At 70.2% G+C, this 22,498-nt stretch carries 18 protein-coding genes; 6 read left to right on the forward strand and 12 right to left on the reverse strand.

The genetic code is table 11. From position 1 onward, the window contains the following. Positions 1 to 26: 26 nt before the first annotated feature. From HNQ07_RS15410 to HNQ07_RS15420, 3 genes are all read right to left on the reverse strand, one after another. Positions 27 to 2,363, reverse strand: coding sequence for a hypothetical protein (locus HNQ07_RS15410; protein ID WP_221275111.1), 2,337 nt, complete (start codon positions 2,361 to 2,363; stop codon positions 27 to 29). 72 nt (positions 2,364 to 2,435) lie between these two features. Then, entirely contained in the window at positions 2,436 to 2,933 is a 498-nt protein-coding gene (locus HNQ07_RS15415) for a hypothetical protein (protein ID WP_184113398.1), read from the reverse strand. A 316-nt stretch (positions 2,934 to 3,249) separates the two neighbouring features. Beyond that, positions 3,250 to 5,742, reverse strand: a complete 2,493-nt coding sequence (locus HNQ07_RS15420; protein WP_184113400.1) for a transglycosylase domain-containing protein — start codon at positions 5,740 to 5,742, stop codon at positions 3,250 to 3,252. Between the two features lie 203 nt (positions 5,743 to 5,945). Here HNQ07_RS15420 and HNQ07_RS15425 point away from each other — a divergent pair, with 203 nt between their 5' ends. The 3 genes from HNQ07_RS15425 to ttcA all read left to right on the forward strand — a co-directional run bounded on the left by HNQ07_RS15425 (position 5,946) and on the right by ttcA (position 9,595). Next, positions 5,946 to 6,476 (forward strand): MarR family winged helix-turn-helix transcriptional regulator, encoded by a 531-nt coding sequence (locus HNQ07_RS15425; RefSeq protein WP_184113402.1) that lies wholly within the window; start codon positions 5,946 to 5,948, stop codon positions 6,474 to 6,476. Beyond that, positions 6,473 to 8,608 carry an MDR family MFS transporter gene (locus HNQ07_RS15430; RefSeq protein WP_184113404.1) on the forward strand — a complete coding sequence of 712 codons (2,136 nt, stop codon included), beginning with the start codon at positions 6,473 to 6,475 and terminating at the stop codon, positions 8,606 to 8,608. Before HNQ07_RS15425 ends, HNQ07_RS15430 begins: the two co-directional genes overlap by 4 nt. 126 nt (positions 8,609 to 8,734) lie before the next feature. After that, positions 8,735 to 9,595: a tRNA 2-thiocytidine(32) synthetase TtcA gene (gene ttcA, locus HNQ07_RS15435; protein WP_184113406.1), complete on the forward strand. Its 861-nt coding sequence runs from the start codon at positions 8,735 to 8,737 to the stop codon at positions 9,593 to 9,595. 3 nt (positions 9,596 to 9,598) lie between these two features. On the opposite strand, the gene HNQ07_RS15440 is transcribed toward ttcA, so the two are convergent. The 3 genes from HNQ07_RS15440 to HNQ07_RS15450 all read right to left on the reverse strand — a co-directional run bounded on the left by HNQ07_RS15440 (position 9,599) and on the right by HNQ07_RS15450 (position 12,262). Next, entirely contained in the window at positions 9,599 to 10,228 is a 630-nt protein-coding gene (locus tag HNQ07_RS15440; RefSeq protein WP_184113408.1) for a LysE family translocator, read from the reverse strand. 73 nt (positions 10,229 to 10,301) lie between these two features. Next, complete coding sequence (locus tag HNQ07_RS15445; RefSeq protein WP_184113410.1) at positions 10,302 to 10,985, reverse strand: SDR family oxidoreductase; 684 nt, start codon at positions 10,983 to 10,985, stop codon at positions 10,302 to 10,304. Between the two features lie 26 nt (positions 10,986 to 11,011). Then, positions 11,012 to 12,262 carry a M24 family metallopeptidase gene (locus HNQ07_RS15450; RefSeq protein ID WP_184113412.1) on the reverse strand — a complete coding sequence of 417 codons (1,251 nt, stop codon included), beginning with the start codon at positions 12,260 to 12,262 and terminating at the stop codon, positions 11,012 to 11,014. 271 nt (positions 12,263 to 12,533) lie between these two features. Here HNQ07_RS15450 and HNQ07_RS15455 point away from each other — a divergent pair, with 271 nt between their 5' ends. After that, the gene (locus HNQ07_RS15455) at positions 12,534 to 14,363 is read left to right on the forward strand and encodes an asparagine synthase-related protein (RefSeq protein WP_184113413.1); all 1,830 of its coding nucleotides are present in this window, start codon (positions 12,534 to 12,536) and stop codon (positions 14,361 to 14,363) included. Positions 14,364 to 14,425: 62 nt separating this feature from the next. On the opposite strand, the gene HNQ07_RS15460 is transcribed toward HNQ07_RS15455, so the two are convergent. From HNQ07_RS15460 to HNQ07_RS15470, 3 genes are all read right to left on the reverse strand, one after another. Continuing rightward, positions 14,426 to 15,097 carry an amino acid ABC transporter permease gene (locus HNQ07_RS15460; protein ID WP_184113414.1) on the reverse strand — a complete coding sequence of 224 codons (672 nt, stop codon included), beginning with the start codon at positions 15,095 to 15,097 and terminating at the stop codon, positions 14,426 to 14,428. Positions 15,098 to 15,174: 77 nt separating this feature from the next. After that, the gene (locus HNQ07_RS15465; protein WP_184113415.1) at positions 15,175 to 15,936 is read right to left on the reverse strand and encodes a transporter substrate-binding domain-containing protein; all 762 of its coding nucleotides are present in this window, start codon (positions 15,934 to 15,936) and stop codon (positions 15,175 to 15,177) included. A 104-nt stretch (positions 15,937 to 16,040) separates the two neighbouring features. After that, entirely contained in the window at positions 16,041 to 17,315 is a 1,275-nt protein-coding gene (locus tag HNQ07_RS15470) for a cation:proton antiporter (protein WP_184113416.1), read from the reverse strand. A 215-nt stretch (positions 17,316 to 17,530) separates the two neighbouring features. Here HNQ07_RS15470 and HNQ07_RS15475 point away from each other — a divergent pair, with 215 nt between their 5' ends. Next, positions 17,531 to 19,369, forward strand: coding sequence for a menaquinone biosynthesis decarboxylase (locus HNQ07_RS15475; protein ID WP_184113417.1), 1,839 nt, complete (start codon positions 17,531 to 17,533; stop codon positions 19,367 to 19,369). Between the two features lie 13 nt (positions 19,370 to 19,382). Here the strand turns inward: HNQ07_RS15475 and HNQ07_RS15480 are convergent, their stop codons facing one another. Next, the gene (locus HNQ07_RS15480; RefSeq protein ID WP_184113418.1) at positions 19,383 to 19,805 is read right to left on the reverse strand and encodes a hypothetical protein; all 423 of its coding nucleotides are present in this window, start codon (positions 19,803 to 19,805) and stop codon (positions 19,383 to 19,385) included. Positions 19,806 to 19,853: 48 nt separating this feature from the next. Continuing rightward, complete coding sequence (mobA, locus tag HNQ07_RS15485) at positions 19,854 to 20,426, reverse strand: molybdenum cofactor guanylyltransferase (protein ID WP_184113420.1); 573 nt, start codon at positions 20,424 to 20,426, stop codon at positions 19,854 to 19,856. A 240-nt stretch (positions 20,427 to 20,666) separates the two neighbouring features. Between mobA and HNQ07_RS15490 the strand changes: the two genes are divergently transcribed. Next, complete coding sequence (locus HNQ07_RS15490; protein ID WP_184113422.1) at positions 20,667 to 21,116, forward strand: superoxide dismutase; 450 nt, start codon at positions 20,667 to 20,669, stop codon at positions 21,114 to 21,116. A gap of 63 nt (positions 21,117 to 21,179) precedes the next feature. Here HNQ07_RS15490 and HNQ07_RS15495 read toward each other — a convergent pair whose 3' ends face one another. Continuing rightward, the gene (locus HNQ07_RS15495; protein WP_184113423.1) at positions 21,180 to 22,334 is read right to left on the reverse strand and encodes a prepilin peptidase; all 1,155 of its coding nucleotides are present in this window, start codon (positions 22,332 to 22,334) and stop codon (positions 21,180 to 21,182) included. Positions 22,335 to 22,498: the final 164 nt, after the last annotated feature.

Consider the following 22,498-nt stretch of genomic DNA (forward strand, 5'->3'; position numbering starts at 1 on the left):
GGTGAAGCGTGCCGGGCAGGGAAGGCTTACTTGACGGTGACGACGAAGTCCACGCTGAACGTCGCGCCGGGCGCGAGGTCATCGGGAATCAGGTCGCTGTTCACGTCGAGCGCGGTGTCGATGACCGTGCCGGCGGCCAGACCGTTGGCGGGCGCGGTGGCCGACCACGTGCCGGAGTTGCCGCCCACGCGGTAGATGGTCTTGGTAGCGGTGGGGAACAGGGCCACGCTGGACAGTTCGGTGTTGGCCGGCACCGTGTCGCGCAGGAAGAACTTGGTCACGGCGGTGTTGTAGTTGTTCTTCGCGGTGATGCGGTAGCTGATCTGGTCGCCGGGCTTCGCGCCGTTCGCGCCGGTGGCGGTGTAGCCGGCCGGGTTCGGGATGCCCTTCATCGGATCGCTGCCGGCGGCCACGCCGGACTTCGCAACGAACTTCGCGACCGGCACGCTGCCGGCGGCCGACACGCGCACGATGTCGTTGCTGTCCGTGATGCTGACGGTGCTGTAGTTGCCGGTGGCCGTCTGGCTGACCGTGTAGTCCCCGGTCTTGGTGCCGGCGGGCGTCTGCACGACCGCGACGGGCTTGTACTCGGTGCCGGGCGCGATGACCGGCGTGATGAACTTGTTGTAGTCGGCGCTGGCAGGATCGGTGCTGACGCGCGGCAGCAGGGTGCCGTCGGGCGCGTAGTACAGCACCGGCACCACGGTGGGGGCGCCGCTCACGGCGTCCGTGAAGGTCACGCTGCCGCTCAGGGTGTAGGAGTCGTTGTACTGGCCGGTGTTCGCGACGTCCATCGGGAACGCGGCCGTGCGGTCGCCACCCACGCCGCCGTCCGGGCTGGTCGGGCCGCCGGTCGCGCCGCTGGGGTCGACGGTCTGCACGGCGACCGGCGTGGTGTCGGTGCCCTGCGCGGTGGTGGCGTCACCGAACTGCGCGGCGGGCGGCAGGATGGTGTTGCGGGTCGCGGAGTTCGACACGACGTCCGCGTCCTTGAGCGAGTCCGCGCCGATCAGCACGCTGACCGCGCTGACGAAATCGGTGTCGCTGGGGTCCGGGAAGGTCACCTGCACGCGGTACACGCCGGTGCTGCCGCTCGGCACGGTCACGGTCGGGTACAGCGCGGCGGTCGGGTTGGCGGGGTCCGTGGACTTCTTGATCACGGCGCCCGTGACGGGATCCAGGAAGCTGACCTTCACGCCGGTCGTGCTGTTGGTGAACACGCCGGTGGTGTCGTCGTAGGTGTACGCGGGGTCCGCGGTGCCGTCGGCCAGCACCGGGTACAGCTGCACGACGTCCGTGGCCGTGCCGGTGTTCTTGATGGTGTTCGTGAACACGACCGTGTCGGGGGTGGCGTTGGTGTCGGCCTTGGGGTACGCGATCTGCTCGTCGGTGGCCAGGTTGGTCGTGATGGGCGTGCCGCCGGGTGTGGGGTCCGACGCGGGCGCGCCGGGCGTGACGTAGCCGGGCGCGGCCACGACCGGGGTGTTGTCGTTCGGCTTGCCGGTCGTCTCGGTGGGCGCGTCCACGCTGGTGACCGGCGGGATCAGCGCCGGGTTGGTGATGGGCTGGCCGCCGCTGTCGACGGGGTTGGTGGCGCTGGTGTTGGGGTTGTTGTCCAGCGAGGGCGTGTACACGGTCACGCGCACGAACTGGCGGTCCGTGGCGGCGGCCTTGCCGTCCTCGTTCACGGTGGTGCCGCTGGCGTAGCCGTTGCCGGGCGTGACCAGCGGGTCGGCGCCCTGCGTGCCGGTCACGGTGCCCACCGGGCTCGCGCCGAACACCTTGCTGGAGTCGATCTGCGCCGGGTCGGTCGGCAGCGTGACCACCTGGATGATCTTGATGATCCCGCTGAAGCTCTCGTCGACCCCGGTGGTGGCCGGGTCGTCGGCGCGCTGCGGGTTCACGGTCACGCTGCCGCTGGTGATCTCGGCGCCCTGGCTGCCGTCTGCGTTGGCGTAGTAGTACTTCACGACCTCGCCGCCGGCGCTGCCGCTGGTGTCGGCGGCCAGCGCGATGCTCAGCGCGACGTTGCCGTTATTCACCAGCGAGTAGTTGGTGGGAACCTTCTGGCCGGGCACCGCGCCCGTGACGACCACCGTGGTGGTGTTCAGGGCGTTCTGCGTGCCGCCGTCGGTGGTGCCGTCGGAGTACGTGACGTCGAAGGCAGGCTTGGGCAGCACCACCGTGGACACGGTGTTCGACGGGCTGCTGATGTTCTTGGTGGGGTCCGTGGGGTTGTTGGGGTCCGGGAACTCGGCGCTGGCGGTGTTCGTGATGGTGGTGCCGGCCAGCGTGCCGGCGGCGCTGGCAGATCCGGCGGCCAGCGCGGCGATCAGGGCGAGTAGGGCGGGGGCTTTTTGCATGACTTCCTCCAGGGCGGGAGCGGTGGGGGTCGGTGGATGGACTTCCGGCGGCCGGAAGCGGGAGGGCCGGGGTTACTTGACCTGGATGCGGTAGCCGAGCTTCAGGGCGCTCTGCGCGGCGAGTTCGGTGACGTACCAGCGCACGGCCGTGTACTCGCTGGGCTTGACCTCGACCTGCTTAGAGACGCTCTTGCCGTTCTCGGTGACCGTCACGGTCTTCATCAGCGGGGCCGGCGCGAAGGTCTTGCCGCCGTCGACCGAGTACTCGGTGCGCAGCGAGGCCAGGCCGGACTCGGGCGCCAGGTACACCGTGTTCTTCGGCACGGGCAGCGTGACCGGGAAGTTCAGGACGGCCTTGCTGCCGGTGTTCTTCACAGTGACGATCTGGCTCAGCACGTCGCCCGGCAGCACGTTGCCGGGGCTCGGCACGAGCTGCTCGGTGGTCTTGCCGTCGGCCTTCACGGTGTGCACGGCGAACAGCGCGAGGTTCAGGACGACCGGGGTGGCCGCCTGGGCCAGAGCGGTCCCGACCCCGAGGATGGCGAGCAGAAAGGGCGTGAGGGGTTTCATAACGGTCTCCTTCGGGGGCGTTGCTGTGGACGACGGCGGTCTTCCGGTCCTGGGTCGGTCTTGCCAGAATCGAAATCACGGTAAGGAGCGCCGTCTTACCTATTGCTTACTTCCCCTTCATTTTTTGAGCAAAAGTGCCGTTTTGCCCGCATCTCCCGCCCATGCAATCGATTGCGGCCGGCACCCATCACGGGGTACAGCGCGGCCGTCGGGGCTGGCCGTCCCGATCCGGGCCGTCCACGTTGACTCGCCACGCGTCAAGCCCCCGGTGCCGGCCGCAGGGACGCGGCGCACGCCGGGGGCAGTCGGCCCGGCCTCAGTTCAGGGGCGGAATCTCGTTGTCCGGCTGCACCGGCGTCTGGTCCGGGGCGGGCGCCGCTTCCGGGGGCAGGGGGTCTTGCAGCGGATCGCCGGAGACCACGGCGCCCGGACCCGTGGTGTCCGGCGCCCCGCCGTCCGGCGTGGCGGCGCCGTCCGCCGGCAGGGCGTCGGGCTCGGCGGGCACCGCCTCGGGCGGCGCGGCGTCCACCACGCCGGCATCGCTGGGGGCAGCGTCCGGCGTGGGCGTCACGCTGTCGGCCGGGGGCGCGCTGTCCACCAGATCGGCCCCGGTGTCGGCGGGCGCGGGGTCCGGCGTCGTGCCGTCCGGAGCGGCCGGAGCCACGTCCGCGGGGGTGTCCTGCGCTGCGGGGGCCGGGTCTTGGACAGGGCCCAGCTCGGGGTCCGGGATCACTGCCGGGGCGGGGTCCGGCGCCGGGGGCCGCGTGCGGCGCGTGAAGAAGCCGCCGCCCTGCGCGCCGCTGCCGTCACGCGCGACCGGTTCCTGGTCGGCCTCGGCCGTGCGGAAGGCCATCTCCACCTGCCGCACGGTGCGGTACGTGATGCCCCCCGGTTCCTGAAAGGTGGCGGGCGACTGGCCCTGGAGGGCGCCCGCCACCGCCTGCTGCCACACCGGCGTGGGCACCTCGCCGCTGTACGCCCAGCCGGGCAGCGCGCCGCCGTCCTGCTTTCCGACCCACACCGCGCCCGCGACGGTGGGCGTGACACCTGCGAACCACAGGTCCTTCACGTCGTTGGTGGTGCCGGTCTTGCCGCCGACCGGCCATCCGGCGATCTGCGCCCGGGTCGCCAGGCCGCCCTGTGACTCGCTCAGGTCATTGACCACCCCACGCAGCATGTCCAGGCCCAGGAACGCCGTCTGGGCGTCCCACACGCGGTGCGGGGTGGGCGCCGGGCGCGAGTACAGCACCTGGCCGCGCGCGTCCTCGGCCCGCCGCACCATGGTCGGGGCGTAGTACAGCCCGCCGTTGGCGAAGGTGGCGTACGCCTCGGCCATCTGGAGCGGGCTGGCCTCCAGCGTGCCGATGGTGAGCGACAGGCCGCCCTCGGCCGGTGGGGTCAGGCCCAGGTCGCGCAGCTTCGCCTCGAAGGTCGGCACGCCGATCTCCTGCCCGATCCGCACGGTGGGCAGGTTCAGCGAGTGGTCCAGGGCGTAACGCATGGTCACGTAGCGCCCGGTCCAGCGCCCGTCGTAGTTCTGCGGCTGGTAGTCGCCGTTCAGGGGCGAGTCCAGCACGGTGTCGCTCTGCTTCCAGCCCTTCTGGAGCGCCAGCGTGTACAGCAGCGGCTTGATGGAACTGCCGACCTGCCGGCGCGCCTGGGTGGCGTTGTTCCAGTCGCTGGCGCGCCCGCCCGTGAGTTTCTGCCCCACCAGCGCCATGACCTCGCCGTTCACGGGGCTCACCAGCGCGATGCCCAGGGTCGCGCCGTCCGGCAGTTCGGCGCTGCGGCTGGCCTGCTCGGCGGCCTGCTGCGCGGCCACGCTCATGCCGGTGTAGATGCGCCCGCCGCCGTACAGCGCCTTGCGCCCGATGATCGGCAGCAGCTCTTTTTCCACCGCCTGGAGGTAATGCTGGTACGCGTCTTTCGGGGCGTCCTGCGACTCGAAGGCCGTGATGTTCTCCTGCAGTCTCCCGGGACGTTCCAGCACCGCCGAGCGCACCGTGCCGTTCTCGTTCCAGCCGATGCGCCACCCGGCCGGATAGATGGGCGTCTTCCACGCCTCGTTCGCCTGCGCCTGCGTGACCCGGCCGTCCTCGACCATGCGCGACAGCAGGTCCTTCATCAGCGGGCGGTAGGCCTTGAAGTCCTTGTAGCGGCGGTTCGGGGCGGGAATGATGGTCGCCAGGTACACGCTCTCGGCGAGGTTCAGCTCCGAGGCGTCCTTGCGGAAGTACGCGTGCGCGGCCGTGCCCGCCCCGACGATGTCGCTGCGCCCGCCGTCGCCCCAGTACACGATGTTCAGGTACGCGTTCAGGATCTTCTGCTTGTCGAAGTTGCGGTCGAGCTGGTACGCCAGGACCGCCTCCTTGAACTTGCGCTCGGGCGTGCGGGCCGCGTGCAGGTCCGAGAGCAGGGTGTTCTTGACCACCTGCTGCGTGATCGAGCTGCCGCCCTCCAGGTCGTTTTTCAGCAGGCCCTTGAGCAGCCCGCGCGCGATCCCGATGTAGTCCACGCCGTGGTGCTCGTAGAAGCGCCGGTCCTCGCTGGTCACCACCGCCTTCTGGAGCGGCGCGGCGATCTGCGAGAGCGGCAGCAGGTTGCGGTTCACGCCGCCCGACGAGTCCAGGCTGGGCGTCAGCGTGCCGACCAGCGTGCCGGCGCGGTCGTATACGCGGGTCTGGCCGCTGAACTCCAGCACGTCCAGATCCGACACGCTGGGCAGGTCGCGGCCCCAGGCGTACCACATGCCGCCCACGCCGCCCACCACGACCATCAGCGCGGCCCCCAGACCGGTCAGCCACTTCATCCAGACCACTCTACCGGGCCGGGATGTGAGCCGACCGGGCGGAGCTTACGCTCGGGAAACTGGCGTGTTGCACGGAACCCCACGCTCCAAGTGTGCGCGCCGCCGGCCACGGAATCGTCCACCCTAAGCATGAGCCCGGTCAGCTCCTTCAGTGCCTGAACTATTGCCAGACCTGGATAGTATGATGTTAGGATAGTTGCGAAATGGAACTACCTGACGCCGACCAACGTCCTGCCGACACCCCCTCCGCGGCCTCCGAGGCGGCCGTGACCGAACTGATGTCCGCGTGGTGGGCGGCCACCCAGGCCATGAAGCGCCACGTGGCGCCGATGCTGGCGCGCGAACACGGCCTAGAGTTCAAGGACTTCGTTGCCCTGAGCGCCATCGAATCCGGCGCCAACTACCCCGGCCTGATCTGTGGCCGCCTGACCATGACGCCCAGCACCGTGTCCCGCGTGATCGACGATCTCGTGAAGGGCGGCCTGATCGTGCGGCGGCTGGACGACGCCGATTCCCGCCGCGTGCAGCTGCACCTCACGCCCGCCGGGGAAGACGTGCTGAGGGCCACACGGCAGACCATGCACGCCGTGCTGCAGCGTGGCCTGAGCGGCCTGCCCGAAGCGCAGGTGCTGGCCTTCGCGCAGGTTCTGCGGCAACTGGGCACCACCTTCCACCAGGTGGACGCCCCGACCGAACCGACCCCCCACCCCGCTCCGGAGGCCGACCAGCCATGACCACATCCAGCACGCCCGTTTCGCCGGCCGCCACGGACACCCCGCCTGAAGCGCACGCCGGACCCACCTTCACCCGCCAGGAAAAGCTGTTCACCATGATCGGCACGCTGCTCGGTATGCTCCTCGCGGCGCTCGACCAGACCATCGTCTCGACCGCCGGGCCGCAGATCCAGAAAGACCTGCGGATCGACCCCAGCCTGTACACCTGGATCACGACCTCGTACCTCGTGGCGTCCACCGTCATGGTGCCCATCTACGGCAAACTGTCCGATCTGTATGGTCGCCGGCGCATCCTGATGTTCGGGATCGTCTCGTTCCTGATCGGGTCGCTGCTGTGCGGCCTGTCCGGCGAGCCGTTCCTGGGGAACATCCTGGGCGGCGGCACCGGGCAGCTCATCGCCTTCCGCGCCATCCAGGGCTTCGGCAGCGCCGCGCTGTTCACCACGGCCTTCGCGGTGGTCTCCGACCTGTTCGCGCCGGCCGAACGCGGCCGCTATACCGGGCTGTTCGGCGCGGTCTTTGGCATCTCCAGCGTGCTCGGGCCGCTGATCGGCGGCTTCCTGACCGATCACCTGAGCTGGCACTGGGTCTTCTACGTGAACCTGCCCATCGGCCTGATCGCCATCGCGTTCATCCTCACGCGCATGCCGGCCCTCAAGCACCTGTACGGCCGGGCCGAGGAAAAACCGCGCCTGGACCTGCTGGGGGCGCTGTGGCTGGTGGTCGCCGTGGTGCCGCTGCTGCTCGCGCTGTCCCTGGGCAAGTCCACCCTGACGCCCGGGGAGACCGGGTTCCTGTGGGGCTCGTGGCAGATCCTGTCCATGTTCGCGGTGGCGGCTGTGGGCACGGCGCTGTTCCTGCTCACCGAGCGCCGCGCGCACGATCCCCTCATGAGCCTGGACCTGTTCCGCAACCGGGTGTTCTCGGTGGGCACGGTCGCCACCTTCCTGCTGGGCATGGCGTTTCTGGGGCCGATCATCTTCCTGCCGCTGTTCATGGTGAACGTGGTGGGCCTGAGCGCCACCAATTCCGGTCTGACCCTGACGCCGCTGGTGCTGGGCCTGGTAGCCGGCAACATCCTCAGCGGGCAACTGGTGACCCGGATTGGCAAGTACAAGGGCATCATGGTCGCCAGCCTGGTGCTGCTGATGGCCGCCTTCTTGGTCATGGGCGTGACCCTGCACCCGGACGCCACCCAGGCGTCCGTCACCTGGAAGATGATCCTGATCGGCCTGGGCCTCGGGCCGTCCATCCCGCTGTACACCCTGGCCATCCAGAACGCCTCAGACCCGCGCCTGACCGGGCAGGTCACGTCGGCCGTCACCTTCTTCCGCAACCTGGGTCAGGTCGTGGGTGTGGCGATCCTGGGCACGCTGTTCGCCAACACCCTGAGCAGCGAACTGACCACCGCCCAGGCGCAGGCGCAGGCCCTGCTGCCCGCCGAGGCCCGCGCACAGTTCGGCACCATCGGTCAGGGCGAGGGCAGCGGCGCGAGCAACTTCAACGTGACCACCATCAAGACCACGGTCAGCGCCAAGCTGGACACCCAGGAGCAGCGGATCACCCGCGCCCTGCGCGACAACGACCCGGCCAGCGTGAAGGCCCTGCTGGCCGACCCGAACACTCCCGAACAGCTGAAAACCGTGCTGGCCGCCGGAGGCATCGACGCGCAGGTGAAGGCCGGCTTCGACGGCGTGCTCGCGGGCATCACGGCCGCCGTCCGCAGCGGCCAGCCCGGCGCACTCGGGGCCCTGGCCGCCAACCCCCAGGTGCCGGCCGCCCTGCGTGCCCAGCTCACTCAGATTCCGCCGCAGGCGATCACCACCACCCAGGGGCAGGACGCCGTGCTGGCCCGCATTAGCGCCGGCCTGAACGCCGCGCAGGCCAGCGCGGCCACCCAGGCCAAGACGAAGGCCGTGGACGCCGCCGTCTCCGCCATCGAGAGCAGCAGAACCAGCATTCTGCACGCCATCGACGTGTTCGGCACCGGCTTCAAGCTTGCCCTGACCGACGCCGTGAGTGTGGTGTTCCGGGTCGGCCTGATCGCCGTCGTGCTGGGGTTCCTGGCCACCCTGATCCTTCCGCAGGTGCCGCTGCGCCGCCGCGCCGGCCCCATGCCCGTGGCAGAGTAAGAGCCGCACTGCCGGTCCCGGCTGACCTGGGGGTGCTCCTCCGGGTCAGCCGCCGTCTGTATGTCCGCGTGGTGTGGCCGTGTGGGCCACGGCGCAGCGCAAACTCCGTAGCATGTCCCGGACTCCATGACCACGCCAGCCGCCACCGACACCCTCTTCCGGCCCATCCTCCGCCTGACGGGGCGGGCGATCACCGACTACGCCATGATCGGAGCGGGTGACCACGTGATGGTCTGCGTGTCGGGCGGCAAGGACAGCTACACGCTGCTGGACGCGCTGCTGCACTTCCAGCGCGCCGCGCCCATCGACTTCCGGGTGACCGCCGTGAACCTCGACCAGGGCCAGCCGGGCTTTCCCACCGGGGTGCTGCCGCGCTACCTGTCGGCGCTGGGCGTGGCGCACGATGTGATCCGTCAGGACACGTACTCGGTGGTCAGGGCGAAGGTGCCGGCGGGCAGAACCACCTGCGCGCTGTGCAGCCGCCTGCGCCGGGGCGCGCTGTACGCCCACGCCCGCCGTATCGGGGCCACGAAGATCGCCCTGGGGCACCACCGCGAGGACATCCTGGAGACGTTCTTGATGAACCTCTTCCACGGCGCGCGCCTAAAGGCCATGCCGCCCAAACTCCAGAGTGACGACGGCACGAACGTCGTGATCCGGCCGCTGGCGTACGTGCCGGAGGCGGACATCGCCGCGTACGCCCGCGCCCGCGCGTTCCCGATCATTCCCTGCGACCTGTGCGGCGCGCAGCCGAACCTCCAGCGCGAGGTCGTGGGCCAGATGCTCCAGGCCTGGGAGCGGGAGCACCCCGGCCGCCTGAACACCGTGCTGCGGGCGCTGGCGACCGTTGATGCCAGCCACCTGCTCGACCGCGCGCTGTTCGACTTCGCGGGCCTGGGCACCGCTCCAGCGCAGGGCGACACGGCCTTCGACGGGGACGACATGGGGGTTCTGGCCGGTGTGCAGGAACTGCCGATGCTGGACTGACCGTCAGCTGTGCCCGACCGTCGCCGTGCCCACGCCCAGTGCCACGTACACGCTGCCCGTGACGTACTTCTGCCGCCGGGCGAAGACCTGGTTGCCGCGCAGCTTCCGGCCCACGCTCCCTGCCAGCAGCGCATACGTGGAGTCGCTGACGGTGGCCAGCGCCAGGAATTCCAGCCCCAGCAGCAGGGTCTGCCCCCACACCGGACCGTGTCCCGGGTGCACGAACTGCGGCAGGAACGCCAGGAAGAAGATCGCCGTCTTGGGGTTCAGGGCGTTGACGGTCGCGCCCTGCCAGAAGATGCGCGCCAGCGGTTGCGTGGGCGGCAGGGCCACATCGGCCACCTCCTCGCGCGACAGCAGCGTGCGGACGCCCAGATAGATCAGGTACGCGGCTCCCACGAACTTCAGGACGCTGAACAGCAGCGCCGACGACAGCACCAGCGCCGACACGCCCACCGTGGCGGCCACGACATGCACCAGCCCGCCCGTCTGCACTCCCAGCGCCGACACCAGCCCCGCCCGGCGGCCCTGCTGCATGGACCGCGCCACGATGTACAGCACGCTCGGCCCCGGGATCAGCAGCAGCGCCAGCGCGGCGACCGCGAAGGTCAGGAGGGTGGGCAGGTCAGGCATGGGGGCCGCCTCCAGCGGCGGGAATGGAGCATGGGCGGTGGGATGGAGCGTCTCTTTTTTCCATCACCGCTCTCTACTTCTCCTCGTCCGGGTAGACCTTGAGTTCCGTGACGTGCGCCCGGTCGGGTCTCGTCAGGGCGTGGGCCACGCTCTTGGCGAGGCCGCGCGGGTCGATCATGGTCTCCCACTTCAGGCCGTCGTCGCGGTTGGCGGGCGTGTCGATGGCGCCCATGGGGTACAGCACCATGCCGCGCACGCCCTTGGCCTTGAGTTCGTCGTGCAGGCTGAGCACGTACGCGCTCAGGGCGGCCTTGCTGGCGGTGTACAGGGCCGCCTTGGGGCCGCTCATGCGGGCGGCCTGCCCGGCGCTGACGCCCAGGATCAGGCCGTCTTTCTGCCGCAGCATGTGCGGCAGCACGCCCTGCACAGCGTGGAACAGCGAGAGCATGTTGGCATCGAACATCCGGCGGTAGTCCTCGGTGGTGGCCTTCTGCGCGTCCTGCATGGCGAAGGTGCCGACCGTGTGGACCAGTATGTCCACCTTGACCTTGCGGAGGTCCTCGACGCTGCTCTCCTGCGTGAGGTCGACGTCGATCACCTCGGTGGCGGGAAAGCGGTCGGCCGCGCGCTCAAGCGCGTCACCGCGCCCGACGAGCACCATCTGGGCGCCGGCATCTTCGAGTTCCTGCGCGATGGCGGTTGCCAGGGCACCGCCGGCGCCGGTGAGCATGACAGTGGAGGAGCCGAGGTTCGCCATGCCTACAGCGTAGCCGCCCTCCGGCTTCAGGGAGCCTTCATGAGGCTAGAGCTGTCCAGCGCGGCCGCCCGCACGTCCGCCCACGCGCCCCGGCCCAGCACAAAGGGCGCGTGCTGGACGGGCGTGGTGACCTCAGGTCCGTCCGGCGCGAGGTACACGTTCACCTCAGACCGGATGCCGAAGCCCCGCGCGGCCGGGTACGTGCCGGGTTCCACGGTCACGCCCAGCCCCGGCGTGAGGGCGCGCGTGTCGTGCGTCTCGTAATCGTCGAGGTTCGCGCCCGACCCGTGGATGGTGACGCCCAGGTCGTGCCCGGTGCGGTGCAGGAAGTGCGGCGCCCACGTGCGGCCCATCGCGTCCCGGGCGGCGCGGTCGGCCATCCAGCCCTGCACGCGGCCCCAGCCGCCCTGCGCGTAGGCGCCGCGGATCAGGTCCAGCGCGGCGTCCCGCGCAGCGGCCACGGCCGCCCACGCGTCCGCGTACTCCGCGCCCGGCTCGTCCGCGTGGCCCACCCACGTCACGTCGGCGAAGGGCCGCCCCGGCTCCTGTGCCCACAGGTCGATCAGCACGCACTCGCCCGGATTCAGGGTCGCGTGCCGCTCGGGGCTGGGCTCGTAATGGCTGTCGGCGGCGTTCACGCCGAAACTCACGTTCACGGGATGCCCCGCGTCCATGCCCGCCGCCGCGATGCGCTCCATGATCACCGCCTGTGCGTCCAGCTCCGTCACGGGCTGCCTGGCACTCAGGCGGTCGTGGATCAGCTCGAAGGCCGCGTCCTTGGCGTCCATCAGCACGTCCACCGCGCGGCGGTGTGCGGCGAGGTCCTCCGGCGACCACGTCAGGAAGGCCTGGAGCAGGTCCGCGCTGCTGACCACCTCGGCCGCGCCCGCGCCCCGAACGCGCTCCAGCGTTCCGGCGTCGACGCGGCTCACGTACGGCACCTCGCCGTTCGGCGAGTATTCCATCGCCACGCGCTTCCCGGCCACCACGCCCGACAGGGCCGCGTCGAGTTCCGCGTGCGCGCCGAAGGGCCGCAGCTCTGCCCCCCACTCCTGGGTGATGGCGCGCCACGTGCCGCCCTCGATGTGGTTGTGCAGCACGACGGCCTGTCCCTCGCGCGGCACCCACACGAAGTAGCGCCGTGTCAGGAAGGCCCCGGCGGGCAGGCCCAGCACCGTCGCCGCGTGCGCGTTCAGGCCCCGGAAGTCGTAGACCAGCCAGCCGTCCAGGTCGGTGGCGGCCAGCGCCGCCTGCATACGGTCAATCGGTGACGTCATGGCACGCAGGGTAGCGCCCGGCCGCGGTGCTCAGTCGGACGGACGGTCGCTGAAGGGGCTGCGGGGCGGACGTGCCGCGTCGGGTCATGCCCCCCCGCGGGGGAGACACACATGTGTACTCCTGTTGAGCTGCCCTTTGCTAGGCTTTGAGATACCTGGACACTTGAAGCGTTACAGGGACTGGCACAGCACATGGAGTGCCAGTCGTTTTCCGGGTGCCAAACCGTCGGCGCCGCACGCACGCCCCTTCCTCCCGTCCCTGGTGACCTGAATGAGCGCTGACTTCGCCGTAACCCTCGACCGGACTGCCCACTCGCGCCTCGCCTTTGCCGCCGAGCCCGTCAAGGTGGGGCCATGGAGCGTGGAGATCGAGACGGCGCGCCCGGCCGTGACCGTGTGGCTGGACGAGGGGCTGCTCGTCGTGATGAAAGGTCAGCTGTACGACCTCGGGCCTGCCGGTCTGCTGGCCATGTACCGGCGCCACGGACAGGACTTTCCCCGGTATGTCGAGGGCTCCTATGCCATGGTGGTGCTCGATCAGCGGGCTGGGCGGGTGTTCGCGGTCACCGACCGGGTGGGTTCACACACCCTGTACGCGGCGCACGACGGCGACCGGGTGCTGATCGCCAGCCGCCCGGACTGGACCGGGTTTCGTGATCGCCCGCTCAGCCTGGCGGGGATCGGCAGCGTGCTGGTCACGGGGGGACTCCAGGGCGGCACGGCCCTGTACGAGGGCGTGTACCCCCTGCGCCGCGCCAGCGTTCACGAGGTGGGAGCAAGGGACCTTCACTCCACGGAGTACTGGTCGCTCGTGTTGAACCACGCCGCGGTGGGCTCTTCGGCAGACTTGTCCATGGAACTGGCCGGTCTGCTGCGCAGCAGCGTGGCGCAGCGGGTACAGGCCAGCGCCGGGCCGCTGGTGCTGTCCCTCAGTGGAGGTTACGATTCGCGCGGCCTGCTGCGGCTGCTGGCCGAGACGGGGCGCGAGGTGCGCACGTTCTCGTACGCGTTGCCTGGCGCGTCGGCCGGCACAGACGCCGCGATTGCGGCCCGGCTCGCCGCCCAGTACGGCATGGAGCATCGGGAGGTGCGCGCGTACCGCGGTGACCTGCGGGCCACGCTTGACCGCAACGTGCGCTGGGGCCATGGAGCGGCGCCGTTCAGCGACGAGGCCGACGCGTGGGATGAGCTGGCCCGGGGCGGCCGGGCCGAAGTGTTTGTCGGGGAGCAGGTGTTCGAACTCAGCAATCCCCCGCGCACGAACCTGGCCGATCAACTGCAACACCAGCGCCTGGGGTCCTTCGAGACGCTGTCGTGGCTCTCGGCCATCATGCCCGCATCGTCTTACGGCAGCATGCGTGACGCCTGGAACGCGGTGTTCGAGCGCGTCGCCGATCAGACGCGTGGCGTGGCCGATCCACGCGATCAGGAACTGACGCTGATGTTGAACGAGAACCTGCCGGGGGCCCTGTTGCCGTGGCGGGACCGCTACGCCGCTCAGCTGGGGAGCGTGCACCAGCCCTACCTGGACTCGAAGATCCTGGATTTCGTGGGACGCGTTCCGCTGAACCTGCTGGCCGGCAAGGCCGTGTTCATTCAGGCGCTGAAAGTGCTCGACCCCGAACTTCTGCGGGTGCCACTGGCCCGCACGCCGGGGTACAAGGCGGACTGGAAGCGCGAGTTCATCACGCAGCGGGACGCCGTGTGGGCGGGCGTGACGGCGAAGGCCAGTCCCCTGGACGCCGTGGTGAGTCCCGAAGTGCTCCGCGGCGTGCTGTACGGGCTGACCCCGGTCTCGGCCGGTGCGACGTGGCGCGGTATGGCGCGCCAGGCTGTCGGACAGCTGCGGCGCCAGCCGCTGGCAACCCGGCTGTTGGGTCCAGCGGTCAACCGGGTCCGGGCCGTGGACGCCGCGACCTTCCTGCGCCGCGCACTGGTGCTGCGGGACGTCCTGGCCGGCACCGCTGACCGCGCCCAGGAGCGGGCCGACATGTTCGAGTCGGTGGATCTGGCGGGCTTCAGCCTGGCGGCTCCCATTCCCTCCGGCGACCTGTTGCGGGAGGAACGTCCGGACCTGCTGCCCCCCGTTCTCACAGACTGAACCGGGGACGGCCGCCGGGCGCGGGCGCGGCGGCCGTCCAGTGACTTCGCGCGGGCGCGCAGTCAGCTGCCGCGCGCGAAGCGGCGTTCCAGGGCGCGCTGCACGAGTTCCAGCGCGCTGCTGATGGCCCAGTAGATCAGCGCGGCGGCCAGGTACGGTCCAAAGGGCTCGAAGGTGCGCGCGATGACCAGCTGGGCGCTGCGCAGCAGTTCCACGACCGTGATCACCGAGACCAGTGAAGTGTCCTTGACCAGGCCGATCAGGGTGTTGCTCAGGCTGGGCAGCGCCACCCGCGCGGCCTGCGGCAGGATGATCAGCCGCATGGTCTGCGACGGGCTCAGGCCCAGGCTGGTCGCGGCCTCCCGCTGCCCCCTGGGAATACTCAGGATAGCGGCGCGGATCGTCTCGGAGAGGTACGCGGCGGCGTTCAGGGTCAAGGCGATGGTGCCGCCCGCGACCGGGTTCAGGGTGATGCCCAGGCTGGGCAGACCGTAGTAGATGACGAAGATCTGCACCAGCAGCGGCGTGCCGCGGATGAACGACACGAACACGCTGCTCACGCCCCGCAGCAGCGAGAAGCGCGAGAGGCGTGCCAGCGCCACCAGGAAGCCCAGCGGCAACCCCAGCAGCATGGCCGCCAGCGCGAAGCCCAGCGTGATGGGCGTGGCGGCCAGCAGCGTTGGCAGCGACTGGACGGCGCTGTTCACCACGAGGTGCAGTTGCTCGGTGTTCATGGGCGCGGGCCTCCAGGGCAGGTCGAACCCCTCCCCAGTGTGCGGGGAGGGGCATGGCGTTCACCTTGAGCCGGGGTTCAGGGTTTGCTGACGTCCTGCCCGAACCACTGGCGGCTGATCTTGGCGTAGGTGCCGTCGGCCTTGAGCTGCAGCAGGGCCTTGTCCACGGCCACCTTCAGGGCCGTGTTGCTCTTCTTCATGGCGATACCGACGGCTTCCGGGCTGCCGATCACGCCCGCACCGCGCACGGGCAGGTTCTGCGACTTGATCAGGTAGCCGACCAGCAGGCGGTCGTTGTACGCGGCGTCCAGACGCCCGGCCGCGAGGTCCGCGAGGTACTCGGGCGCGCCGGGATAGGTCACGACGTTGATGCCGCCGGCGTCACGCAGCTGCTTCTCGAAGTTGCTGCCCAGGCCCACGCCGACGCGCTTGCCGCTGAGGTCGGCCAGCGTCTTGGGCGAGAAGGTGCCGGCCTTCTTCACGATGATCTGCGGGCTGGAGTACGCGTAGGGCGCGCTGAAGCCGATGGTCTTCTGCCGCTCGGCAGTGATGCCCACCTGGTTGACGATCACGTCGTACTTGTTCGCCTGGAGCCCGGCCAGGATGCCGCTCCACTCGGTCAGCACGAACTCGGCCTTCAGGCCCAGCTTGGCGGCCACGGCCTTGGCGATGTCGACGTCAAAGCCGGTGAGCTGGCCCTTATCGTCTTTGTAGGTGAAGGGCGCGTAGGTGCCCTCCATGCCGATCTTCAGGACGCCCTTGGTGAGGGTCGTGGGAGCCGTGGCGGCGGACGCGCTGGCGGCCAGGGCCGCGGTGGACAGCAGGATCAGGTGTTTCATGGCACTCCTTGTGGCGAGGGGCCGTGCGCCCCACAGCTCATTAGTGTACCAAATCTGTCAACTGATGAGTTGCCTGGCCGTCCGGTGTGGGTACATCCCCGGTCTCACCGCTCGGGCGTGGGCCGCTCTGCCGGCAGCGCCGCGCCGGCCCGCGCCGCCAGCCGTCCCACCGTCAGGCCCTGCACGATGATGCTGAACACCACCACCACGTAGGTCATGACCAGGAAGACGTCCCGCTCCGGCCCGGCCGGCAGCGTGAACGCGAGTGCCACACTGATCGCGCCGCGCAGCCCGCCCCACACCAGCAGCCGCCGCGTGAACGGCGCGAAGGCCGTGACGCGCCGCAGCAGCGTGACCGACACCTGAACGCTGAGCGCGCGCGACAGCAGCACCACGGCGGTGGCGATGACCCCCAGGAGCAGCGCCGTGCCGCTGAAGGGCACCGCCACGATCTGCACAGCCAGCAGCGCGAACAGGCACACGTTCAGCACCTCGTCGATCAGGTGCCACACGTGCTCGAACTCCTCGCGGCTGGACAGCGCGCCCGGCACCCGGTCCGTCAGCGCGCCCACCAGCAGGCCCGCCGCCACGGCCGCCAGCGGCGCGGAGGTGTGCAGGTGGAACGCCAGCGCGGTTAGCCCCAGCACCAGCCCCAGCGATACCAGCATCTCGGTCACGAAGTCATTCACGGACTTCAGGGCCACGTACCCGACTGCGCCGAGCGCCGCGCCCAGCAGCAGGCCGCCCGCTGCCTCCTGCACGAAGTACAGCAGCACGTCCAGCGCGCCCGTTCCCGCTCCGTGTCCTGCGCCGCCTGCGGCGATGCCGGCCAGCACCGCGAAGGCCACCACGCCGATCCCGTCGTTGAACAGGCTTTCGCCGGCCACCAGCGTCTCGATCCGGCGCGGCACCTTCGCCTGTTTGAGCATGCCCAGCACCGCCACCGGGTCGGTCGGACTGATCAGCGCGCCGAACAGCAGGCAGAACACGAACGGGACGTCCATACCGAACACGCGCAGCAGACCGTACACCAGCCCGCCCACCAGCGCCGTGGACACGGCCGTGGACAGCAGCGCCAGGGTCGCCACCGGCCAGCGCAGGCTCCACAGCGCGTGTGAGTTCACGCCCAGCGCGCCGGCGAACAGCAGGAACGAGAGCACGCCCTGGAACACGAAGGTGTTGAAGTCGATCCGCAGCGCCGCCACCGCCTGCCGCGCCAGCGGCACCTCTAGGGCGTTCAGCGCGATCAGCCCCAGGCTCAGGAGCAGGCCGCCCACCGTCACGCCGATGGAGGAGGGGAGCTTCAGATACCGGGCGTTCACCAGGGCGAGCACGGCGATCACGCCGGCGAGCAGGGCCATCGAGTCGAGCAGGGGCATGCGGAACACCTCCAGGGCAGGTCGAGCGGATCACGGAGCGGGGCGCGTTGCCCGGGGTGCAAAAAAAGAAGGCTGCCCCCGAGCAGACTCCACCAGGTCGGCGTATGGTCGCCGGAACCCGCCGCACAGGCGCACTTCCGCGGACAGTCTACCGGAGCACGCCGATCTGCGCCGCGGGTACGGTTGACCCGCCCCGGCGCCCCTACACTCCGGGCATGGCCTTCCCGGACCTCCGATCGTTCATGCGCCTTCTCGAAGACCGGGGCGAACTGCTGCGCATCACCGTGCCGGTCAGCCGCGACTTGGAGATCACCGAGATCGCCGACCGCATGGTGAAAAAGGGCGGTCCGGCCCTGCTGTTCGAGAACGTGACCGGCAGCGCGTACCCGGTCGCCATCGGCCTGCTGGGCACGAAGGAGCGGGTGGCGCTGGCGCTGGGCGTGAAGGATCTGGACGACCTCGCCGCGAAGGTGCGTGGCCTGATCGATCTGTCGGGCGGCGGCAGCAAGCTCGGCCTGCTGAGTAACGTCACGAAACTGCGGGACGCCATGCACCTGCCCCCGCGCCGCGTGACCCGCGCGCCGGTGCAGGAGGTCGTGTGGCGCGGCGACGAGGTCGACCTGTCGCGCATTCCGGTGCTGAAATGCTGGCCGCTGGACGGCGGCCCCTTCGTCACGCTGCCCCTGGTGATCACCAAGGACCCCGAGACCGACGAGCGGAATATGGGCATGTACCGCGTGCAGGTCATGGACCGCAACACGACCGGGATGCACTGGCAGCGCCACAAGACCGGCACGCGGCACCTGGAGAAGGCCAAGAAGCTCGGGCGGCGGCTGGAGGTCGCGGTGGCCATTGGCGGCGACCCGGCCCTGATCTATGCCGCGACCGCGCCGCTGCCACCCGTGCCCGGCCTGGACGAGTTCGCGCTCGCCGGGTACCTGCGCGGCCAGCGGTACCCCGTGGTGCGGGGCGTCACGGTCGATCTGGACGTGCCCGCCAACGCGGAGTTCGTGCTGGAGGGCTACGTCGATCCCGCCGAGGACTGGGCGGTCGAGGGGCCGTTCGGCGACCACACCGGCTTCTACACGCTGCCGGACCTGTACCCGCGCTTTCACGTCACGGCGGTCACCATGCGCCGCGAGCCGGTGTACCCGGCGACCATCGTGGGCCGACCACCCATGGAGGACGCGTACCTGATCGAGGCGTCCGAACGCCTGTTCCTCCCGGCCGCGCAGCTCATCATTCCGGAGATCGCGGACTACCACATGCCGCCCGCCGGGGTCGCGCACAACCTCGTGGTCGTGAGTATCAAGAAGACCTACCCGGGGCAGGCGTACAAGGTCGCCAACGGGCTGTTCGGTCTGGGCCAGATGATGTTCGCCAAGGTGATCGTCGTGGTGGACGAGCACGTGCCGGTCACGGATTTCGAGGCCGTGTGGCGCGAGGTCACGCGCCGGGCCGTGCCGGGCCGCGACACCCTGGTCACCCGCGGCCCCATCGATGTGCTCGACCACTCCAGCCGCGGCTGGGGCTACGGTGGCAAACTCATCATCGACGCGACCACCAAGCGGCCCGAGGAAGTCGGGAGCGCCGCCAGTTCCCGGGACGAGCAGGCCGGCGACCTCGCCCCCGAGACGTTCACGCCGCATGCCGGCACCGATCTGCCCACCTTTGAGGGCGTGCTGGCCCAGCACCAGACGCCCGACGGGTACTGGCTGGTGGCGCTGGACAAGACCCGCCCCGGTCAGGCGCGCAACCTCGCCGCCGCCTTCGCCGCGCACCCCGCCGCGCGCGGCATCCGCCACCTGCTGATCGCGGATGACCTCACCGACGTCCACGACCTTCAGGACGTGTGGTGGACGATCCTGAACAACATCGACGCCGAGCGCGACGTGTGGGTGCAGGGCGATCTGCTCGCGTGGGACGGCGCCCGCAAGCTGCCCGAGGAGGGCTTCGTGCGCGAGTGGCCTCCCAAGATCACCATGAGCCCCGAGATCGTCGGCCGTGTGGACGCCCTGTGGCACGTATACGGCCTGCCGGAACAGTGGCGCTGAGGGCTGGCGGCCGTTACTTGCAGCTCGGAGAGTTCAGATTGAACGAGAACAGACACCCGAACACCTTGACGGCGAAATAGCCGACGACGATGGTCACGGGCAGCATGACCAGGGGCAGGCTGCTCTGGATGTCCGCCGAGCGCTGAATGGCCTGCTGACACGCCCTCAGGGCCACCTCGGCCCCGACCCGGCGCACGTCCGCCGCGGAGACGCCCCCACCCTGGCAGGCTGTGAAGATGATGGCCGCGTCGTCCGGCGTCTGACCCGTCAGGGCCTCCACCGGCACGCGGTTCGACAGGGTCAGGCCTACCCCGGCGAGGACCGTGACTGTCTGTGGCCCCGATGTCGTCTGTACCGTGGCCGGCGCACAGGAGAAGAGGAGCAGGGCCGCGCTGAGCACCAGGGGCAGGGTGGGTTTCACAACGACCTCCGGCACGGGGATGAACGGAGTGTAGGGGTCGGCTGGGCAGCGCACACGCTCACTTCAGCGCGTGGACGGGTCTTCGCCCTCCAGATCGCCCGGCCGGTTCACGTTCCGGAAGAACCGGGCGTCCAGGCCGGCCACCACGGTCGCGTGTCCGTCCGGCACAGCCAGCCGCAGCCGCCGCTCCCCGGCGTCCAGCAGGGCCGTGACGTGCGGCCGCAATGCCGTGTGGTACAGCGCCGCGAGCGGCTGCGGTCGGCCCTCACCATCCAGCGCGAGGACCGCCAGGGTGCCGGGTGTGCGGGCGGCGGTCAGCGCGTGCCAGTACGCGGGGGTCAGGGCGGGCATGTCCACGCCCGCAAAGGCCACCCAGCCGGGCGGCGCGGCGCCCAGCGCGGCCTCCAAGCCTGCCAGGGGACCCTCCCCGGGACGGGTGTCGGGCACGGCATGCCAGCCGGCCAGGGCGTAGCGGCCGGGCGGCGCGACCAGCAGCTTCACCGCGCAGGGCTCCAGGCTGGCGGCGACGTGCGCCAGCAGCGTGCGGCCGTCCAGCACGGCGAGCGCCTTGTCCGAGCCGTAGCGGCTGGACCGGCCGCCAGCGGTGATGGCCGCGGCGAAGTCGGGGGCCGTCATGACCGGGGTCCTGCTCACGTGGATTCCTGGGTGACGCAGTCACTCCGCCAAGGCCAGTCAGACCGATTACGCGGCCACGCGCGGCCCGGCGCCGGGCCGGTCCACACGCTCCACCGGAGGTGTTCACTCCCGCACACAACATTCAGCAACCCGTCACAATGCAACCTCACCAACACTTTGCTGCCGAGGTCGGGCCGACACTGCCAGACGTCACCATTTCCACCTTCCTGGAGGTACTTTATGTTGAAAGTCCTGGCTCTCCCCACGCTGGCCCTGGCCCTGAGCGCGTGCTCCATGTCCATGATGGCCAAGCCGATGGATTACACGCTGGCCAAGCAGCCGGCCGGCAATGCCCTGAGTTCCAGCGGTACCGTCTCGATCACACGCAGCAGTGACATGGTCATGACCACCGCCAAGGTGATGGGCCTCGCCCCGAACACGTACTACGTCGCGCACTACCACGTGCAGGGCGCTGCGAGCACCGACGCCTGCGCCAGCGGCGGCGCGCCGATCATGTCCAGCAAGATCGTCGGCATGAGCGACGCGAGCGGGATGGTGACCCTGACGGGCAGCGTGGCCGCGGCGGACGTCATGAGCGCCACGTACTTCAACATCCACACCGCCAGCGACGCGGCGGGCACCCCGGCGGACGCCGGCGTGAGCTGTACGGCCATCGGCAAGATGATGTAAGGACCGGAACAGCGCAGCGGAGGCCAGGCGATGACTGGCCTCCGCTGTTTGTGGTGCGGTGCGCTACAGCCCCAGCATGCTGCGGTAGCCCTGCACCCACCCCTGGCCCCAGATCAGCGCGATCACGGCGCCCAGCGCCAGATACGGACCGAACTTCACGCGGTTCTCGCGCTTCATGGCGAGCTGGAGCAGCCCCAGCACCGCGCCGGCGAACACCGCGACGACCAGCGCCACCAGCAGCCGCTCCCAGCCCAGGAACGCGCCGATCACGGCCGCGAGCTTCACGTCCCCGAAGCCCATGGCCGAGGCGTCATAGGGGTCTTCTGCGGCGTCCACGCCGTCCGCCTCCGCCTCGGGTTCGCGCCGCAGCCACCAGTACACGCCGGCCACCAGCGACACGCCCCCGGCGGCGGCCAGAGCGCCCTGCACCATCAGGATCATGCCGGGGCCGGTGCCGGCGCTGCCCAGCACCAGGCTCAGCAGCAGGCCGCCCAGCGTGAGGAATTCCGGCACCCGCACGACCCGCCGCGCCGCGACGTTTACCAGCGCGGACAGCACGCCCACGCCGATGCCCCACCACGGCCCCAGCCACGCGCCCGCCAGCAGGCCCACGCTGATCTGCTGGTAGCCGATGGGCTGCTCCGGGTACGAGCGCTCCCGGAAGCGGCGCAGCACCCACGACCCGAACTGGTTGATGGCGACCAGCACGCCCGCCCCCAGCAGCGCGCCCTGCACCGCGCCCGCGAGGTCCGGCAGGGTGCCCACGCCCGCGCGGCCATTCAGGAACCCGAACAGCAGGCCCACTGCCACGCCCGGCAGGGTCAGCTCGTCCGGGATGGTGAAGGTGTCCAGGTCGATGGCGCTGCCCACCAGCAGCAGCGTGAACAGCACCATCAGGCCCAGCGCGCCCCACCCCACCGTGAGCGGCGGAAACAGCAGGGCGATCACCGCATAGCCCAGCCCTGTGAGGACTTCCACGACCGGGTAGCGGGCCTTGATCGGCGCGCGGCAGTACCGGCACTTGCCGCCGAGCGACAGCCACGAGACCACCGGCACGAGATCTGGCACACCCAGCCGGTGGTCGCAGGTGGGGCAGTGGCTGGGCGGGAAGGCGATGCTCTCGTGGCGCGGCAGGCGCCAGATCAGCACGTTCGAGAACGAGCCCACCAGCAGGCCCAGCACGCCGGCGAAGATCACGATCAGGACGTCGGGGGTCACCGCCGGAGTGTAGGCCCGCGCGCCTTACAGGGAGCTTGCGTGACCGCCGGACGCGTTCGGGGAGCGGCGTATGTCCCGCCACCTCCCCGGAGTATGACGCTGTGTGACAGGCCCCGGTGCCTGACCGCTGGCCACCCCCGGCGGGGGCGGCGGCCCCTCGCGGA

Origin of the sequence: Deinococcus metalli (assembly GCF_014201805.1) — a bacterium.
Taxonomy (GTDB): domain Bacteria; phylum Deinococcota; class Deinococci; order Deinococcales; family Deinococcaceae; genus Deinococcus; species Deinococcus metalli.

What these genes read in the sequence shown, in the direction of transcription:
- HNQ07_RS15470 (WP_184113416.1), bottom strand. Translation starts at nt 17,315, where the DNA reads ATGCCCCTGCTCGACTCGATGGCCCTGCTCGCCGGCGTGATCGCCGTG.
- ttcA (WP_184113406.1), top strand. Translation starts at nt 8,735, where the DNA reads ATGACCACGCCAGCCGCCACCGACACCCTCTTCCGGCCCATCCTCCGC.
- HNQ07_RS15445 (WP_184113410.1), bottom strand. Translation starts at nt 10,985, where the DNA reads ATGGCGAACCTCGGCTCCTCCACTGTCATGCTCACCGGCGCCGGCGGT.
- HNQ07_RS15415 (WP_184113398.1), bottom strand. Translation starts at nt 2,933, where the DNA reads ATGAAACCCCTCACGCCCTTTCTGCTCGCCATCCTCGGGGTCGGGACC.
- HNQ07_RS15410 (WP_221275111.1), bottom strand. Translation starts at nt 2,363, where the DNA reads ATGCAAAAAGCCCCCGCCCTACTCGCCCTGATCGCCGCGCTGGCCGCC.
- HNQ07_RS15490 (WP_184113422.1), top strand. Translation starts at nt 20,667, where the DNA reads ATGTTGAAAGTCCTGGCTCTCCCCACGCTGGCCCTGGCCCTGAGCGCG.
- HNQ07_RS15455 (WP_184113413.1), top strand. Translation starts at nt 12,534, where the DNA reads ATGAGCGCTGACTTCGCCGTAACCCTCGACCGGACTGCCCACTCGCGC.
- HNQ07_RS15460 (WP_184113414.1), bottom strand. Translation starts at nt 15,097, where the DNA reads ATGAACACCGAGCAACTGCACCTCGTGGTGAACAGCGCCGTCCAGTCG.
- HNQ07_RS15420 (WP_184113400.1), bottom strand. Translation starts at nt 5,742, where the DNA reads ATGAAGTGGCTGACCGGTCTGGGGGCCGCGCTGATGGTCGTGGTGGGC.
- mobA (WP_184113420.1), bottom strand. Translation starts at nt 20,426, where the DNA reads ATGACGGCCCCCGACTTCGCCGCGGCCATCACCGCTGGCGGCCGGTCC.
- HNQ07_RS15475 (WP_184113417.1), top strand. Translation starts at nt 17,531, where the DNA reads ATGGCCTTCCCGGACCTCCGATCGTTCATGCGCCTTCTCGAAGACCGG.
- HNQ07_RS15440 (WP_184113408.1), bottom strand. Translation starts at nt 10,228, where the DNA reads ATGCCTGACCTGCCCACCCTCCTGACCTTCGCGGTCGCCGCGCTGGCG.
- HNQ07_RS15450 (WP_184113412.1), bottom strand. Translation starts at nt 12,262, where the DNA reads ATGACGTCACCGATTGACCGTATGCAGGCGGCGCTGGCCGCCACCGAC.
- HNQ07_RS15465 (WP_184113415.1), bottom strand. Translation starts at nt 15,936, where the DNA reads ATGAAACACCTGATCCTGCTGTCCACCGCGGCCCTGGCCGCCAGCGCG.
- HNQ07_RS15430 (WP_184113404.1), top strand. Translation starts at nt 6,473, where the DNA reads ATGACCACATCCAGCACGCCCGTTTCGCCGGCCGCCACGGACACCCCG.
- HNQ07_RS15425 (WP_184113402.1), top strand. Translation starts at nt 5,946, where the DNA reads ATGGAACTACCTGACGCCGACCAACGTCCTGCCGACACCCCCTCCGCG.